This is a genomic window from Pseudomonas sp. NPDC089734, assembly GCF_044748865.1.
In the GTDB taxonomy this organism is placed as follows: Bacteria; Pseudomonadota; Gammaproteobacteria; order Pseudomonadales; family Pseudomonadaceae; genus Aquipseudomonas.
Genome location: NZ_JBIVGV010000002.1, coordinates 351,387 through 367,520 on the forward strand (window position 1 = coordinate 351,387; position 16,134 = coordinate 367,520).

At 59.7% G+C, this 16,134-nt stretch carries 14 protein-coding genes; 6 read left to right on the top strand and 8 right to left on the bottom strand.

The features are described 5' to 3' along the window. Nucleotides 1–22: 22 nt before the first annotated feature. The 4 genes from ACIPY9_RS04245 to ACIPY9_RS04260 all read right to left on the bottom strand — a co-directional run bounded on the left by ACIPY9_RS04245 (nt 23) and on the right by ACIPY9_RS04260 (nt 3,883). Entirely contained in the window at nt 23–235 is a 213-nt protein-coding gene (locus ACIPY9_RS04245; protein WP_400697256.1) for a DUF6124 family protein, read from the bottom strand. 440 nt (nt 236–675) lie between these two features. Continuing rightward, nucleotides 676–2,220, bottom strand: a complete 1,545-nt coding sequence (locus ACIPY9_RS04250; RefSeq protein WP_400697258.1) for a phosphoenolpyruvate carboxykinase — start codon at nt 2,218–2,220, stop codon at nt 676–678. A gap of 179 nt (nt 2,221–2,399) precedes the next feature. Then, entirely contained in the window at nt 2,400–3,302 is a 903-nt protein-coding gene (hslO, locus tag ACIPY9_RS04255; RefSeq protein ID WP_400697259.1) for an Hsp33 family molecular chaperone HslO, read from the bottom strand. A 170-nt stretch (nt 3,303–3,472) separates the two neighbouring features. Further along, the gene (locus ACIPY9_RS04260) at nt 3,473–3,883 is read right to left on the bottom strand and encodes an RNA-binding S4 domain-containing protein (RefSeq protein ID WP_400697260.1); all 411 of its coding nucleotides are present in this window, start codon (nt 3,881–3,883) and stop codon (nt 3,473–3,475) included. A 176-nt stretch (nt 3,884–4,059) separates the two neighbouring features. Here ACIPY9_RS04260 and ACIPY9_RS04265 point away from each other — a divergent pair, with 176 nt between their 5' ends. Genes ACIPY9_RS04265 through rimK form a run of 3 tightly spaced genes read left to right on the top strand, consistent with a single transcriptional unit; the run spans nt 4,060 to nt 6,237 of the window. After that, nucleotides 4,060–4,842: an EAL domain-containing protein gene (locus tag ACIPY9_RS04265; protein WP_400697262.1), complete on the top strand. Its 783-nt coding sequence runs from the start codon at nt 4,060–4,062 to the stop codon at nt 4,840–4,842. A 49-nt stretch (nt 4,843–4,891) separates the two neighbouring features. Then, a complete protein-coding gene (locus tag ACIPY9_RS04270; RefSeq protein WP_400697422.1) occupies nt 4,892–5,335 on the top strand; it encodes an ATP-dependent zinc protease in 444 nt (147 codons plus the stop codon). Further along, complete coding sequence (gene rimK / locus ACIPY9_RS04275) at nt 5,332–6,237, top strand: 30S ribosomal protein S6--L-glutamate ligase (protein WP_400697264.1); 906 nt, start codon at nt 5,332–5,334, stop codon at nt 6,235–6,237. Before ACIPY9_RS04270 ends, rimK begins: the two co-directional genes overlap by 4 nt. 117 nt (nt 6,238–6,354) lie before the next feature. Here the strand turns inward: rimK and ACIPY9_RS04280 are convergent, their stop codons facing one another. After that, a complete protein-coding gene (locus ACIPY9_RS04280; protein WP_400697266.1) occupies nt 6,355–7,668 on the bottom strand; it encodes an ATP-binding protein in 1,314 nt (437 codons plus the stop codon). Between the two features lie 157 nt (nt 7,669–7,825). Next, the gene (gene ompR, locus ACIPY9_RS04285; protein WP_400697267.1) at nt 7,826–8,566 is read right to left on the bottom strand and encodes a two-component system response regulator OmpR; all 741 of its coding nucleotides are present in this window, start codon (nt 8,564–8,566) and stop codon (nt 7,826–7,828) included. Nucleotides 8,567–8,866: 300 nt separating this feature from the next. On the opposite strand from ompR, the gene ACIPY9_RS04290 reads away from it, so the two are divergent. The 3 genes from ACIPY9_RS04290 to gshA all read left to right on the top strand — a co-directional run bounded on the left by ACIPY9_RS04290 (nt 8,867) and on the right by gshA (nt 13,397). Then, a complete protein-coding gene (locus ACIPY9_RS04290; protein WP_400697268.1) occupies nt 8,867–11,188 on the top strand; it encodes a Tex family protein in 2,322 nt (773 codons plus the stop codon). After that, a complete protein-coding gene (locus tag ACIPY9_RS04295; RefSeq protein WP_400697270.1) occupies nt 11,188–11,571 on the top strand; it encodes a PaaI family thioesterase in 384 nt (127 codons plus the stop codon). The genes ACIPY9_RS04290 and ACIPY9_RS04295 overlap by 1 nt, the downstream gene beginning before the upstream one ends. Nucleotides 11,572–11,807: 236 nt before the next feature. Beyond that, nucleotides 11,808–13,397, top strand: a complete 1,590-nt coding sequence (gene gshA, locus ACIPY9_RS04300) for a glutamate--cysteine ligase (RefSeq protein ID WP_400697272.1) — start codon at nt 11,808–11,810, stop codon at nt 13,395–13,397. 65 nt (nt 13,398–13,462) lie between these two features. Here the strand turns inward: gshA and argA are convergent, their stop codons facing one another. Both argA and argE read right to left on the bottom strand, forming a co-directional pair. Beyond that, the gene (gene argA, locus ACIPY9_RS04305; RefSeq protein ID WP_400697274.1) at nt 13,463–14,761 is read right to left on the bottom strand and encodes an amino-acid N-acetyltransferase; all 1,299 of its coding nucleotides are present in this window, start codon (nt 14,759–14,761) and stop codon (nt 13,463–13,465) included. A gap of 126 nt (nt 14,762–14,887) precedes the next feature. Continuing rightward, nucleotides 14,888–16,036 carry an acetylornithine deacetylase gene (argE, locus tag ACIPY9_RS04310; protein ID WP_400697276.1) on the bottom strand — a complete coding sequence of 383 codons (1,149 nt, stop codon included), beginning with the start codon at nt 16,034–16,036 and terminating at the stop codon, nt 14,888–14,890. Nucleotides 16,037–16,134 lie beyond the last annotated feature (98 nt).

Here is a 16,134-nt window from a genome sequence, read left to right on the forward strand (position 1 = left end):
GCGGATTCATCCGCGAAAAGCCTCATGCCACGACTTCTACATTCTCCAGCGAGCGATCGACCAACACCTGCGCCATCTCGATCAAATACATGACTGAGAAGGCCAGATCACGTTTCTGGCCATTGAGCTGGTCGCCGGTTTCATAGGCTGCAGCCGATGCACAGCGCAAAAGGTCGGAAACGCGCAACAGCGTTTCTTCGAGTTTGATGGGGGGATCGGGGGTTATTTTTAGCATTGCGATTTCTCCCTGCATTGAACGGGAGCCAGCTTTTGTCGATCTCACACGACAAAGGGTGGCAGCTGTGTACAGGGTGAGAAACCGGTGCAGGGTAACCCGGCCAGACCGAAGTCTGCCCGTACACAGCCGCCATAGAACACGCCAAATGACGACGAGCTATTACCCAAACAAAACAGGTTCTCACACCCGACCGCTGATTTTGCAGCGGCGGATGCAGGCTACTCCATGTTCGGGCAGGCACAAGCGGGGTGGGATTGTCAGGGAAGTTTCGTGCAGAAGATACGGATCGGTCTTTCGGAATCGTCACATTTCTTGTGGGCCTTTCGCGAATGAATTCGCTCCTACCCCGCCCCTGTAGGAGCGAATTCATTCGCGAAAAGCCTTCGCCAAAAACAAAAAACCGCCCCGAAGGGCGGTTTTTGTACAGCAAGCCCGTATTACAACTTCGGACCCGCAGCCTTGATCGCGTCGCTCACGTCGAACTTCTTGAAGTTCTCGATGAACAGGCTAGCCAGGCCTTTGGCCGCTTCGTCGTAGGCAGCCTTGTCAGCCCAGGTGTTGCGCGGGTTCAGCAGGCCGGTTTCAACGCCCGGTACCGACTTCGGTACGTCGAGGTTGATGGTGTCCAGGTGCTCGGTTTCAGCACCGATCAACGCGCCGCTCTGGATCGCTGCAATCACGCCACGGGTGGTCGGGATGTTGAAGCGTTTGCCCACGCCGTAGCCACCGCCGGTCCAGCCGGTGTTGACCAGGTAGACCTTGGAGCCGAAGCCGCGGATGCGCTTGATCAGCAGCTCTGCGTATTCGCCAGCCGGACGCGGGAAGAACGGTGCGCCGAAGCAGGTGGAGAAGGTGGACTTGATGCCAGCGCCCGAACCCATTTCAGTCGAGCCGACCAGTGCGGTGTAGCCCGACAGGAAGTGGTAGGCCGCTTGTTCTTCGCTGAGGATCGACACTGGTGGCAGTACGCCGGTCAGGTCGCAGGTCAGGAAGATCACAGCGTTTGGCTCGCCGCCCAGGTTCAGCGGTGCGCGTTTTTCGATCAGCTCGCGCGGGTAAGCGGCGCGGCTGTTCTGAGTCAGGCTGTCGTCGGCGTAGTCGGCTTTCTTGGTGGCCGGGTCCAGAACGACGTTTTCCAGAACGGCGCCGTGCTGGATGGCTTTCCAGATGACGGGCTCGTTCTTCTCGGACAGGTCGATGCACTTGGCATAGCAACCGCCTTCGATGTTGAACACAACGCCCACGCCCCAGCCGTGCTCGTCGTCACCGATCAGGTAACGGCTTTCGTCGGCGGACAGGGTGGTCTTGCCGGTGCCGGACAGGCCGAAGAACAGGGTCACGTCGCCCTCTTCGCCCATGTTGGCCGCGCAGTGCATTGGCAGCACGTCGGCAGCTGGCAGCAGGAAGTTCTGTACCGAGAACATGGCTTTCTTCATTTCGCCGGCATAGCGCATGCCCGCGATCAGCACTTTCTTGGCCGCGAAGTTGATGATGACGGTGCCGTCGGAGTTGGTGCCGTCACGCTCTGGCTCGCAGACGAACCAAGGGGCGTTGAAGATCTGCCACTCGTCCTTGCCAGCCGGGTTGAACTGCTCGGGGTTGATGAACAGGCAACGGCCAAACAGGTTGTGCCATGCCGTCTCGGTGGTCATCTTGACAGGCAGGTAGTGAGCCGGATCGGAGCCTACATGGACGTGGGAAACGAAACGCTCGCGCTCGCTCAGGTAAGCAGCAACACGATCCCACAGGGCATCGAACTTGTCGGCCGGGAACTTGCGGTTGATCGTGCCCCAGGCGATTGCGTCCTGAGTGCTCGGCTCTTCAACGATGAAACGATCGGCAGGCGAACGACCAGTGCGATGGCCTGTTTGCACAACCAGCGCGCCGGTGTCGGAAAGCTCGCCTTCGCCACGGGCAAGGGCTTCCTTGACCAGTTCGTCGATGCTCAGATCGGTGTACACAGCGTTGTTTGCTTGCGTCATCAGGGTCCCCGTCGGCCAGTGGCCGAGTGCTTCAAACGGTTTTGTAGTAAAAAAACAACCACTACTACAGCGGAAAAGTGGGCGGGATTATGCCAGAAAAGCCCAAAAATGGTAGGACCCTCCTGTCAGAACCGCATTACGGCCGCCCACACGATGTTCTGAGACAGTTTCGCCAGTGATTAATGGCGCGTGTCAGATGGCGAATCGACGCCACCTCCAGCAAAGAGCTGGGCGACGTCAGCGGCATCGAACAAATAGCGTTCATTGCAGAACTGACAGTCGATCTCGATCGAACCCTCGTGCTCTTGAACGAGCTGCTGCGCATCTTCCAGACCAAGACTGACCAGCGCATTGGCGGAACGTTCGCGAGAGCAGCTGCAACGGAAGCAGATCGGCTGGATATCGAACAGGCGAACCGGGTCTTCGTGATAGAGACGGTGCAGGATGGTCGGGTTGTCCAGGCCCAGCAATTCCTCGGCCGAAAGGGTGTTGGCCAGGGTAATGACGTGTTCCCAGCTGGCGTCGCGCTCTTCAGGGTCGGTGATCTGTGCGACAGGAAGCTGTTGCAGCAACAGACCACGGGCGCGATGCCCGTCGGCCTTGAGCCAGAAACGGGTGCCCAGTTGCTCGGACATCACAAAGTAGCTGGAGAGGCTTTCCGACAGGTCGACACCATCCAGCGCCACGATGCCCTGATAGCGCTTGCCCTGGCGCGGGTCGACCGTCAGGGTCAGCGAGCCTTCGGGCATCAGGTCTTGCAGGCCTGCGCCCGGCGCGATCAAGGACTCGTCGTAGCGGGCAATGCCACGCAATTCGCGCTCGCTGGAGCACTCGACCATCAGCAGCGGCACCGCACCACTGGAGCGCGCCTGGAGAATCAACAGCCCGTCGAATTTCAGGGTGCCGACCAGCAGGGCTGCGGCCGCCATCAGTTCGCCGAGCAGTTGCGCGACCGGTTCCGGGTAGGGGTGTTTGGCGAGCACTTCGGCGTAGCTGCGCTCCAGCGCAACCAGTTCTCCACGAACGTCGCTTTCGTCAAAGATGAAGCGCTGGGTGAAGTCGATGTCCGGGAAATCATGCATAAGAAGAAGGTATCTGAAGGGGTGACAATTGATGTGATGGCAGTCGGCGGAAAAAAGACCGCATACGCCCATGGGCGCACTCTGCCATACCGTTGCCGGGCATTTTATGGGCTATGCGGCTCTCTTCCAAGCCGAACGGGTATTCAGGCCGATCACCGGGGCATACATCATCAGTCGCTGTGATTGCTGCCACGAAACTCGAACAGTTGCCGACGCTGCTTCTTGTTCGGTCGTCCATCGGTCGTCACGCCCAGATTGCCCGCCTTGCGCTGGGCTGCTGCCTGCTCGCGCCTGGCAATGCTGTCCGGGGTTTCGCGGTACAGCGTTTGAGCCTCGGGCGCGCCACGTCGCACGATGGAGAGCGCCTCGACCACAACCGTGCGCTCATCGAAGCCTGTGCGCACCAGAATCTCGTCACCGACATGGGGCTCCTTGCCCGGCTTGCAACGCTCGCCACGACAATGCACCTTGCCACTTTCTATGGCTGCCTTGGCCAGGGCACGTGTCTTGAAAAAACGTGCGGCCCACAACCATTTGTCCAGCCGAACCTTGTCGTCGTCCTCTTCAGTCTTTTTCGCCATGTGAATTCCTCATTCATGAAGCAGTCCGAGCCTGTAAGCTCACTGCAAAAAGTGACCGTATACCATCGCCGGTCATCGAACATCCCCCCATGCCGTCTCGAACATGAGGCAAGCCTTCCATGCTTGTCAAAAGAGGTCAGTGCGGATTTGATCCCCTCATCACCCCGGAGCGCGACATGACTGAATTTCCGACCTCATTGACCACACCCAAAAAAGGCTGTGAGGGATGCACAGGCAGCCCTGCACTGGATTTCTCGTTCGAGTTCGCCTATCAGCCGATCGTGGACCTTCGCGACCAGTCGATTTTCGCTCATGAGGCGCTGGTCAGAGGCCCCAATGGCGAGGGCGCATACTCGGTGCTGAGCCAGGTTACGGATGCCAACCGCTATCGCTTCGACCAGCGCTGCCGAACCCAGGCCATCGCCGGAGCCGCCGGTCTGGGCATAAGCGAGCGCCTGTCGATCAATTTCCTGCCCAATGCCGTGTACCGTCCCGAACTTTGTATCCGCAGCACTCTGGAAGCGGCCCGGCAGCATAACTTCCCGCTGGAGCGCCTGATTTTCGAGACACTCGAGCATGAGCATGTAGATAACTATGGCCACTTGAGCAATATTCTGCGCGAATATCGCGAATTCGGTTTCATGACCGCCATCGACGATTTCGGTGCAGGCTATTCCGGGCTGACGCTTCTGGCGAACTTTCAACCTGACCTGATAAAACTCGACATGGATTTGATTCGGGATATCCATCGTGATCGTGCACGTCAGGCTATTGTTCGTAGTGTTGTCACAATGTGTGTGGAGTTGGGGATTACAGTGATCGCCGAAGGCATCGAACATGCCGAAGAGCGTGACTTTCTCGCTGACTGCGGAATTTTCCTGATGCAGGGCTACTGGTTCGCCCGGCCTGCGTTCAAAGCACTGGCCCAGGTTGATCCTGGTGTCTGGCAGAAGTCTTGAACCTTATGGAATCGCCTTGAAGACATTTGATCATCTGACAGTTATCGGCCTGCGCGAGTGGGTGGCGCTACCAGACTTGGGGGTCGCGGGCCTGCGGGCAAAAATCGATACCGGCGCGAGCACTTCAAGCCTGCACGCCACCGAAATCGAACCGTTTGAACGCGATGGCCAGAAATGGGTTCGTTTCAATGCGCACCTGGGCACGGTGGTGCAGTTGCGACACCGTCGATGCGAGGCGCAACTGGTTGCCATGAAAACCATTAAAAGCTCCAACGGTCAGGCACAGGTGCGCTACGTGATTCGCACCACACTGGCCCTGGGTGATCGCATATGGCCGGTGGAGTTCACGCTGGCCTGTCGCAAGTCGATGCGCTATCGACTGTTGTTGGGTTCCAACGCCTTGATCGACGGCCAACTGGTGGTCAATCCGGGCATTACTTACGTTCAAGACAAGCCGGTGTTCCCGGTCTCTACTTCCTCAGGTGCTGCATGAAGATCGCTGTGCTTTCGCGTAACCCGCGTCTGTATTCCACCCGTCGTCTGGTCGAAGCCGGTATAGAGCGTGGCCATGAGATGGTGGTGATCGACACCCTGCGTGCCTACATGAACATCGCCAGCCACAAGCCACAGATCCACTACCGCGGCAAACCGCTGGAAGGCTTCGATGCCGTGATCCCGCGGATCGGGGCTTCTGTCACCTTCTATGGCTGCGCGGTCCTGCGCCAGTTTGAAATGATGGGCGTCTTTCCGCTCAACGAATCCGTGGCCATTGCCCGCTCCCGGGACAAGCTGCGCTCGCTGCAACTGCTGTCACGCCGGGGCATCGGCCTGCCGGTTACCGGCTTTGCCCACTCTCCGGACGACATTCCCGACCTGATCCAGATGGTCAACGGCGCACCGCTGGTCATCAAGGTACTGGAAGGCACCCAGGGCATCGGTGTGGTGCTCTGCGAAACGGCCACGGCGGCCGAATCGGTGATCGAGGCCTTCATGGGCCTCAAGCAGGACATCATGGTGCAGGAGTACATAAAGGAAGCGGGCGGCGCGGATATTCGCTGCTTCGTGGTAGGCGACAAGGTCATCGCGTCGATGAAGCGTCAGGCACGTCCGGGGGAGTTCCGCTCCAACCTGCACCGGGGCGGCAGCGCCAGCCTGATCAAGATCACCCCGGAGGAGCGCATGACCGCCCTTCGCGCCGCCAAGGTGATGGGATTGAGTGTTGCGGGGGTCGATATCCTGCGCTCCAACCATGGCCCGCTGGTCATGGAAGTGAACTCCTCACCCGGTCTGGAAGGCATTGAAATGACGACCAGCAAGGACGTGGCCGGGATGATTATCGAGTATCTGGAAAAGAACAGCGGCCCGCACATGACGCGGACCAAAGGGAAAGGATAAAGCCCGCTCGCCTGTAGGAGCGGATTCATCCGCGAGACGTCATTGAAGGCGATAGATTTTCTTCAACTTCACGGGCCTCTCGCGAATAAATTCGCTCCTACAGTTCAGAATCAACCGTCAGACAGCATCCCGGGGCAGCATCAGCCCCAACGGCAAGCGCACTCGTGCTTCCAGCCCGCCGCCCGAACGGTTTCTCAACTCGACATTACCGCCATGCATGGCCGCGATCCGCTTGACGATGGCCAGCCCGAGGCCGGTGCCCTTGCCACTGCGGGCACGGTCGCCACGGATGAACGGGTTGAAGATGATGTCCAGTTCCGACGGATCGATACCCGCGCCGCGGTCCAGCACACTCAACACCACATAAGGCGCATTGGTGTCGCCGGAGACATAAGCCGCAACTTCAATGCCATTACCGGCATGGTGCATCGCGTTGCCGATGAGGTTGGTCAGCAGCCGTTTCATCGAAACCCGACGCAGCGGGAAAGGTGGAATCGGCTCAAGGCACAGACGAATGTGTTCGTCAGCGCTGTTGAACGGCGCGACCACTTCACGCACCAGATCGCTCAGGTCGACCTCTTCGATTTCTTCGTCGCGGCCATCACGGATGAATGCCAGGAACTGATCGAGAATCGCATCCATGTCCTCGATATCGCGCACCATGCCTTCGGTGAACTCGTTTTCGTCGCTCATCAGTTCCAGCGACAGGCGCAGACGGGTCAAGGGTGTGCGCAAATCGTGAGAAACCCCGGCCAGCATCAGCTCCCGCTCCTGCCCGGCCTGTTCGACGTCTTCAGCCATCTGGTTGAAGGCGCGATAAACCTCGGTCATTTCGCTGGGCGTATCGCTGATCGGCAAACGTACGCTGCGCCCCTGCCCCAGCTGCCGAGCGGCAAACACCAACCGTTTTAACGGCTGGTTGAGCTGCCGCACGAAGATCCATGCCGACGCGGTGGACAGCAGACCAATGGCCAGGAACCAGCCCAAGACGTTCCAGATCTTCTGACCGCGCAACGGGTGCGGGTAAAGAGGCACTTTCAGCCAGCCATCCCCGAGGCTCGGTGCCCGTACCCACAGGGCGGGCGGCGCATGAACGCGCAGACGAACCTCGGTATCGGCACCCAGCTCGGCCTGCATCTGCCGCTGATAGATTTCGCTGTACGGCCAGTGCTGTTCACCCTCCGGCACACCGCCTCCGACGACACGAATCAGGCCGGCCGCTTCGGCAATCGCCTCACGGTCGTTTTCATTCGCCGCCCAATAGGCACGCAAGGTCAGGGCGACACCGTGGCTGTATTGCCTGTCGACCAGCACATCTTCGTTCATCAACAGGTAGACCAGCGTCAGCGCCTTGGAAAACAGCACGACGATGAGCACCAGCCAAAGGGTGCGGGAGAAAAAGCTTTGCGGAAACCAGAGCGGAGTCTTCATAACTGCAGCTATACACTTTGCAGGGCGAACCGGACTCGCCAGTGCGCGGATCACGGGACCATGGGGTACAAACGCAAAAACCAAAACGTCGATAACCTGTTCAGGCTATCGACGTAACGGACAAGGACTTCGGTGCTCTGCGCTTACAAGCGACCGGTCAACGACTCCCGGCTCCATCCGGAACGAACACGTAACCCACCCCCCAGACCGTCTGGATATAGCGCGGCTTGGAAGGATCCGGCTCGATCAGACGACGCAGACGGGAAATCTGTACGTCGATGGACCGCTCCAGGGCATCCCATTCCCGGCCACGGGCCAGGTTCATCAGCTTGTCGCGGGTCAACGGCTCGCGAGCGTGCATGACCAGTGCCTTGAGTACGGCAAACTCACCGGTGGTGAGCATATGTACCTCGTCACCGCGCTTGAGCTCCCGGGTGGCCAGGGACAGCACGTAGTCACCGAAGCTGACCGACTCGTCTTCACTGCCCGGAGCACCGGGAACCGGCGCGGCCTGACGACGCAGGACAGCCTTGACGCGGGCCATCAGTTCGTCCGGGTTGAAAGGCTTGGCCAGATAGTCGTCTGCGCCCAGCTCCAGCCCCTTGATACGGCTTTGCTCGTCGCCTTTGGCCGTGAGCATGATGATCGGAACCTGATTGTTCGCGGAGCGCAAGCGACGGCAGGCAGAGAGACCGTCTTCTCCGGGCAGCATCAAGTCCAGAACCACAAGGTTGAAGACCTCGCGGGACAGTAAACGGTCCATTTGTTCGACATTGGCCACCGCACGGGCACGATAGCCCTTGCTGGTGAAAAAACGTTCTAACAGGCTGCTCAACCCCGGATCGTCATCGACGATCAGGATTTTTTCGCCTTCAGCATTTTGTGCAGTGCTGCTCATCGGATGCTCCTTTGATCTCGGGGCGCATTATGGCGTAGCTGCGGTGATGCGCACCGTGTGCATTGTTAGCAGATTTTACTGGGGGCGACATGAATGCGTGATTCCGTTGCGCAAAACAGCTCGCGTTTGTCGGCCAATCCCCTAATCGGACTGCGCCGGGTATAATGCGCGGCCCTCAAAGTCAGGCAATGCCGGACTATGGCGGTTCGCCAGCCCTGATACAAGGCTGTCGAGCAAAGGTCAGGCAAGATCGTTTTTTGTACAGAATCCAGTTTTTTGCTCACAACTCCAGGTGGTCTTATGGACAGCATCAACAGCCGCATCGCCGAAGAACTGGGCGTGCGCCCTCAACAGGTCGCAGCGGCCGTAGCACTATTGGATGAAGGCTCGACCGTTCCCTTCATCTCGCGCTACCGCAAGGAAGTGACTGGCAGTCTTGATGACACGCAATTGCGCCATCTGGAAGAACGTCTGCGCTATCTGCGCGAACTCGACGAGCGTCGTGTCAGCATCCTTGCCAGCATCGAAGAGCAAGGCAAGCTGACCCCGGAGCTGGCCCGCGACATCAAGCTGGCCGACACTAAGACCCGCCTCGAAGACCTGTACCTCCCTTATAAACAGAAACGCCGCACCAAAGGCCAGATCGCACTCGAAGCGGGTCTGGGCGAGCTGGCGGACGGCCTGTTCAACGACCCGTCCCTGGCCCCGGAAGCCGAAGCAGCGCGCTTCGTCGATGCCGAAAAAGGCGTGGCCGACGTGAAAGCGGCACTGGAAGGTGCCAAGTACATCCTCATGGAGCGCTTCGCCGAAGACGCCACCCTGCTGGACAAGCTGCGTAACTTCCTCATGCAGGAAGCCGTGATCAGCGCCCGCGTGGTCCCCGGCAAGGAAGAGGAAGGCGCCAAGTTCCGCGATTACTTCGAGCACGACGAACCGCTCAAAAGCATGCCGTCCCACCGCGCCCTGGCGATTTTCCGTGGCCGCAACGAAGGCTTCCTCAGCTCGGCCCTGAAAGTCGGTGAAGAACTGCCCGGCACCACGCATCCCTGCGAACTGATGATCGGCGAGCGTTTCGGCGTGCATAACCAGAACCGTCCGGCCGACAAGTGGCTGGCCGAAGTCGTGCGCTGGACCTGGAAGGTCAAGCTCTACAGCCATCTGGAAACCGACCTGCTGGGCGAACTGCGCGACAGCGCGGAAACCGAAGCGATCAACGTTTTCGCCCATAACCTGCATGACCTGCTGCTGGCTGCACCGGCTGGCCAGCGCGCCACACTGGGCCTGGACCCGGGCCTGCGCACCGGTTGCAAGGTTGCGGTGGTCGATGCCACCGGCAAACTGCTCGACCACGCCACGGTCTATCCGCATGTGCCCAAGAACCAGTGGGACCAGACCATCGCTGTACTGGCCGCCCTCTGCGCCAAGCACTCGGTGGACCTGATCGCCATCGGCAACGGTACCGCCAGCCGCGAAACGGATAAGCTGGCCGCCGAGCTGATCAAGAAATATCCAGCCATGAAAATGACCAAGGTGATGGTCTCCGAAGCCGGGGCATCGGTGTATTCCGCCTCTGAACTGGCCGCCAAGGAGTTCCCGGACCTGGACGTTTCGATCCGGGGTGCCGTGTCCATTGCCCGTCGCCTGCAGGACCCGCTGGCCGAACTGGTGAAGATCGACCCGAAATCCATCGGTGTAGGCCAATACCAGCACGACGTCTCACAACTGAAACTGGCCCGTGGCCTGGATGCCGTGGTGGAAGACTGCGTGAACGCCGTGGGCGTGGACGTGAACACCGCTTCGGTAGCCTTGCTGGCCCGTATTTCCGGCCTGAACACCACACTGGCCCAGAACATCGTCGCTCACCGCGATGCGAACGGTGCATTCAAGACACGTGCTGCGCTGAAAAAGGTCAGCCGCCTGGGTGAAAAGACCTACGAACAGGCTGCCGGCTTCCTGCGCGTCATGAATGGCGAAAACCCGCTGGATTCATCCGCTGTCCACCCGGAAGCCTATCCGCTGGTGCAACGCATCGCGGCTGAAACCGATCGCGACATTCGCTCGCTGATCGGCGATGCCAGCTTCCTCAAGCGTCTGGACCCGAAGAAGTTCACCGACGAAACCTTCGGTCTGCCGACCGTGACCGACATTCTGCAAGAACTGGAAAAGCCGGGCCGCGACCCGCGTCCGGAGTTCAAGACCGCCGAGTTCCAGGAAGGCGTCGAGGACCTCAAGGACCTGCAACCGGGCATGATCCTCGAAGGCGTGGTCACCAACGTCACCAACTTCGGTGCCTTCGTCGATATCGGCGTGCATCAGGACGGTCTGGTGCATATCTCGGCGCTGTCCGAGAAATTCATCAAGGACCCGCGTGAAGCGGTCAAGGCCGGCGACGTGGTGAAGGTCAAGGTCATGGAAGTCGATATCCCGCGCAAACGCGTCGGTCTGTCGATGCGCATGAGCGATACGCCCGGCGAGAAAATCGACGGTGCCCGCGGCCCTCGTCCCGGCTCTGCACCACGCCAGCAGAGCAGCGCGCCCCGCAAGGAAACCGTGGCAGCGGCTCCGGCCAATAACGCCATGGCTTCGCTGTTCGCCAACGCCAAGCAGCTGAAGAAACGTTGATGGATATTCCCGAGGACCTGATCCACAGCGCTTATTTCAAGATGCTCGGGTGCGAGCTGCGGCGTCTGGATCAGGGCGTCGCTGAAGTCGCGCTGCCTCTGGAGGCGCATCTGCGCAACCGGGGCAACGTGATGCATGGCGGGGCGATCTTCAGTCTGGTCGACATCGGCATGGGGCTGGCCTGTTCCAGTTCCCACGGTTTCGATCAACGCAGCGTCACCATCGAGTGCAAGATCAACTACATGCGCGGCGTTTCCGAAGGTGAAGTGCTGTGCATCGCCAAGGTCCTGCATGCCGGGCGTCGCACGCTGGTCGTGGAGGCCGAAGTGGTTCAGGGCGACAAGCTCGTCGCCAAGGCGCAAGGCACCTTTGCGGTCATCTAGACTTTTATGAATGTGTGATGAAAGCAATCACTTGCTAGCTCTATAGAATCGATTTGGGGTAATTTCGACACCATTAGCGTGGTGTCGAACCCATTTTGGCAGTGCGACAAAGAGCCGTGATCGTGAGCAGGCGTTAAAGACCCCAACCAGGCGACAACGCCAGTTCCTTTCTTCACCCTTGTAGACCGTTCTGTCCACCCCCATATCGGGGCGACCGATGCGTGAAGGAATCCACCTTGAGCGAACTTCTCAACCGCCGCCTGGCTCTTCTTGGCGAGCGCAACAACCTCTCTCTGCTGGAGCAGTGCCTGCACGGTATCGAACGTGAATGCCTGCGCGTGACCGATCAGGCACAACTGGCACAGACGCCCCACCCGGCTTCTCTGGGATCAGCCCTGACCAACGGCATGATCACGACCGACTATTCCGAATCGCTGCTGGAGTTCATCACGCCAGCACTGGCTGACCCGGAACAGACCCTCGACAGCCTGGACAAGATCCACCGTTTTGCCTACAGCCAGTTGAACGACGAACTGCTGTGGAGCCCGTCCATGCCGTGCCCGCTGCCGGCAGAAGACGACATTCCGATTGCCTATTACGGCACCTCGAATATCGGCAAGCTCAAGTACGTCTATCGCAAGGGTCTGGCCCTGCGTTATGGCAAGACCATGCAATGCATTGCCGGGATTCATTACAACTTCTCGCTGCCCGAAGGCGTCTGGTCGCTGCTCAAGCAGACCGAGGACTTCGCCGGTGATGCCCGGGATTACCAGTCGCATTCCTACATCGCCCTGATCCGTAACTTCCGTCGCTACAGCTGGTTGCTGATGTACCTGTTCGGTGCTTCTCCCGCTCTGGACGCCGGTTTCCTGCGGGGCCGCGCGCACCAACTGGAGCATTTCGACGCCGATACCCTGTATCTGCCGTATGCCACCAGCCTGCGCATGAGCGATCTGGGCTATCAGAGCAAGGCGCAAGCCGACCTGACGCCGTGCTACAACAATCTGGTGAGCTACACCGACAGCCTGCGCAAGGCGGTGGCTACGCCCTACCCGCCGTATGTGGAAACCGGTACGCACGACCACAATGGCGAGTGGGTTCAGCTCAACACCAACGTGTTGCAGATCGAAAACGAGTACTACTCCAATATCCGGCCCAAGCGTGTGACCTATTCGGGCGAACGCCCGATCCAGGCATTGATGGCCCGTGGCGTGCAGTACGTCGAGGTCCGCTGTCTGGACATCAACCCCTTCCTGCCGACCGGTATCAGTCTGGAACAGGCCCGTTTCATCGACGCCTTCATTCTGTACTGCGCCCTTGAGGAAAGCCCGCAACTGGCCAGCCACGAGTGCGCCAACGCCGGCTCGAACTTCCTGTCCGTGGTCAAGGAAGGCCGCCGTCCTGGCCTGACTCTGCAACGCAACCATTCAGACATCGAGCTGAAAGCCTGGGCGACCGAATTGCTGGAGAAGATCGCACCATTGGCGCAGTTGATGGACAAGGCCAGCGGCAGCGACGAACACATCCGGTCACTCGCTGCGCAGCAGGCCAAGATCGATGACGCGTCCCTGACACCTTCGGCACAGGTCCTGGCCAGCATGCGGGATCACAAGGAAGGCTTCACCGCCTTCTCGCTCCGTCAAAGCCAGAAGCATGCCGATTACTTCCGCAACTACCCGTTGAGCAATGAAGATCAGGCTCATTTCGAGGAACTGGCGAAAGCGTCGATTGCAGAACAGGCAGAACTGGAGGCCACCGAGGAAGTCGTGGATTTCGACACGTTCGTGGGTGCGTATCAGGCGAGCATTCTATCGATCAGTAATTGATCAACAACAAGCCTTCACGAATGAATTCGCTCCTACACGTACGGTAGAAGCGAATTCATTCGCGATTAAAGCGCTTTCTCGAAAATCTTCGAGTTGCGCTGATAGTTATAAAGCGAAGCCCGCGCACTCGGCAGGCGGTCAACGCTGCTCGGCTCAAAACCGCGCTCGCGGAACCAGTGCGCGGTGCGGGTGGTGAGCACGAACAGGGTTTTCAGCCCCAACGCCCTGGCGCGACTCTCGATACGCTCCAGCAGCTCATCCCCGCGTCCGCCATGGCGATATTCCGGGTTGACCGCCAGACACGCCAGCTCACCGGCCTCGGAATCCGCAATCGGGTACAGCGCGGCACAGGCGATGATCAAACCTTCACGCTCGACCACGCTGAACTGCTGAATCTCGCGCTCCAGCACTTCCCGCGAACGGCGTACCAGAATGCCCTGCTCTTCCAATGGCGTGATCAGGTCCATCAGACCACCCACGTCTTCAATGGCCGCTTCACGCACCAGCTCGAACTGTTCCTGGGCAACCAGCGTACCGCCACCATCGCGGGTGAACAGTTCGTTCAGCAAGGCACCGTCTTCGGCATAGCTGACGATATGACTGCGGCCTACACCGCCACGGCAAGCTTCGGCGGCGGCATCCAGCAGCTCGGCCTGATAGTTGTTGCCCAGACGCAGCAGATGCGCCGGCACCTGCTGCGGGCGCAGCTCACGGACCAGACGGCCCTGCTCATCCAGCAGACCGGTCTCGGCACCGAACAACAGCAATTTGTCGGCACCCAGGTCGATGGCCGCGCGAGTGGCCACATCTTCGCAGGCAAGGTTGAAGATCTCGCCGGTCGGCGAATAGCCCAATGGCGACAGAAGCACGATGTGCCGCTCGTCCAGCAGGCGGTTGATACCCTTGCGGTCAACCCGGCGCACTTCGCCGGTGTGCTGGTAATCGACACCCTCAAGCACGCCGATAGGCCGTGCCGTCACGACATTGCCGCTGGTGACCCGCAACCGCGAGCCCTGCATCGGCGATGCGGCCATGTCCATGGACAGGCGCGCCTCGATGGAAATACGCAGTTGCCCCACGGCATCGATCACGCACTCCAGCGTTTCGGCATCGGTGATGCGCAGGTCGCGATAGTAGCGAGGCGTCAGGCCGCGCTGGGCCAGGCGGCTTTCAATCTGTGGCCGGGAACCGTGAACCAGCACCAGTCGCACACCCAGGCTGTGCAGCAGCACCAGGTCGTGGACGATATTGCCGAAATTGGGGTGCGCAACACCGTCGCCGGGCAGCATGACGACAAAGGTGCAGTCGCGGTGGGCATTGATGTAAGGAGACGCGTGACGAAGCCAGTTAACGTAATCGGGCATAACCGCAAGAGCCTGTAAAAAGATGGACGAAAGACAGAAACACGCACAACGGTGTGGTGGTTATCGTCGGAACAGGCTTGGCAACACGCGCAATCTCCTTCTTTATCAGGTTCTGTCTGGCCCGTTTTATTGAGGGCTCAGGCAATAATGTTCGATCAGCTGACGTAACAGACGCACTGTAGGCTCCAGGCGTGACATTTCAAGGTATTCGCCCGGCTGATGTGCACACGCGATGTCACCTGGGCCCAAAACCAGTGTTTCGCAGCCAAGACGCTGAAGATAAGGCGCTTCAGTGCCAAATGCTACTGCCGCTGCCGTATGACCGGTAAGACGCTCGGCCACCCGCACCAGTTCCGCATCCGCAGGTTGCTCGAAAGGGGCGCACTCCTGAAACAACGGGGCGTAGTCGATCTGCACCTGATGCGCCTCGGCCAGCGGCTGAAGCTTTTGCCGAATGGCCGCACGCAGGACCTCCGGGTCCATGCCCGGCAGCGGGCGCAGGTCGAACTCCAGCGAGCATTGCCCACAGATCCGGTTCGGGTTGTCGCCACCATGGATGCAGCCAAAATTCATCGTCGGCTGCGGCACGCTGAACTGCGGGTTGCGGTATTCGAGCTGCCATTGCTGGCGCAGCCCCTTGAGTGCGCCGATCGCATCATGCATGGCCTCCAGCGCGCTGTGCCCCAGGCTGGGATCGGATGAGTGCCCGCTGCGCCCCAGAATGTCGATCCGCTCCATCATCACGCCCTTGTGCAGGCGAATCGGCTTGAGGCCGGTCGGCTCGCCAATCACGGCAGCACGTCCCAGCGGACGACCGGCCTCGGCCAGGGCGCGCGCACCGGCCATCGAGCTTTCCTCGTCGCAGGTGGCGAGAATCAGCAGCGGCTGCTTGAAGGGTTGATCGAGCACGCCTCGCACGGCCTCGATAACAAGCGCGAAAAAACCTTTCATGTCACAACTGCCCAGGCCAACCCAGCGGCCATCGACCTCGGTCAGTTTCAGGGGATCGGTTTTCCACAGCGCTTCATCGAACGGCACGGTGTCACTGTGACCGGCCAGAACCAGGCCGCCGGGGCCTGAACCATATGTCGCCAGAAGGTTGAACTTGCCCGGTGAGACCTGCTGAATCTCACAGGCGAACCCCAGGTCGCCCAGCCAGCCCGCCAGCAGATCGATCACGGCGCGGTTGGATTGATCCAGAGAAGGCTGGGTGCAACTCACCGAAGGCGCGGCAATCAACGCGGCGAACTGATCTTTCATGGACGGCAAGGGCATGGGCGCTTCCTGTAATCGGGACGAAACACGGACCATCATAGGGCTATAGCGCCTCGGGAATAAACCGTTACAGGCCATGTCCTGTACACTGCCGCCCT

Bases quoted from the DNA above. Each gene is read 5' to 3' on its own strand.
- ACIPY9_RS04280 (WP_400697266.1), bottom strand. From the start codon at position 7,668: ATGAAGACTCCGCTCTGGTTTCCGCAAAGCTTTTTCTCCCGCACCCTT.
- ACIPY9_RS04245 (WP_400697256.1), bottom strand. From the start codon at position 235: ATGCTAAAAATAACCCCCGATCCCCCCATCAAACTCGAAGAAACGCTG.
- hslO (WP_400697259.1), bottom strand. From the start codon at position 3,302: ATGCATGATTTCCCGGACATCGACTTCACCCAGCGCTTCATCTTTGAC.
- ACIPY9_RS04260 (WP_400697260.1), bottom strand. From the start codon at position 3,883: ATGGCGAAAAAGACTGAAGAGGACGACGACAAGGTTCGGCTGGACAAA.
- ACIPY9_RS04290 (WP_400697268.1), top strand. From the start codon at position 8,867: ATGGACAGCATCAACAGCCGCATCGCCGAAGAACTGGGCGTGCGCCCT.
- argA (WP_400697274.1), bottom strand. From the start codon at position 14,761: ATGCCCGATTACGTTAACTGGCTTCGTCACGCGTCTCCTTACATCAAT.
- ompR (WP_400697267.1), bottom strand. From the start codon at position 8,566: ATGAGCAGCACTGCACAAAATGCTGAAGGCGAAAAAATCCTGATCGTC.
- ACIPY9_RS04265 (WP_400697262.1), top strand. From the start codon at position 4,060: ATGACTGAATTTCCGACCTCATTGACCACACCCAAAAAAGGCTGTGAG.
- rimK (WP_400697264.1), top strand. From the start codon at position 5,332: ATGAAGATCGCTGTGCTTTCGCGTAACCCGCGTCTGTATTCCACCCGT.
- ACIPY9_RS04295 (WP_400697270.1), top strand. From the start codon at position 11,188: ATGGATATTCCCGAGGACCTGATCCACAGCGCTTATTTCAAGATGCTC.
- argE (WP_400697276.1), bottom strand. From the start codon at position 16,036: ATGCCCTTGCCGTCCATGAAAGATCAGTTCGCCGCGTTGATTGCCGCG.
- ACIPY9_RS04250 (WP_400697258.1), bottom strand. From the start codon at position 2,220: ATGACGCAAGCAAACAACGCTGTGTACACCGATCTGAGCATCGACGAA.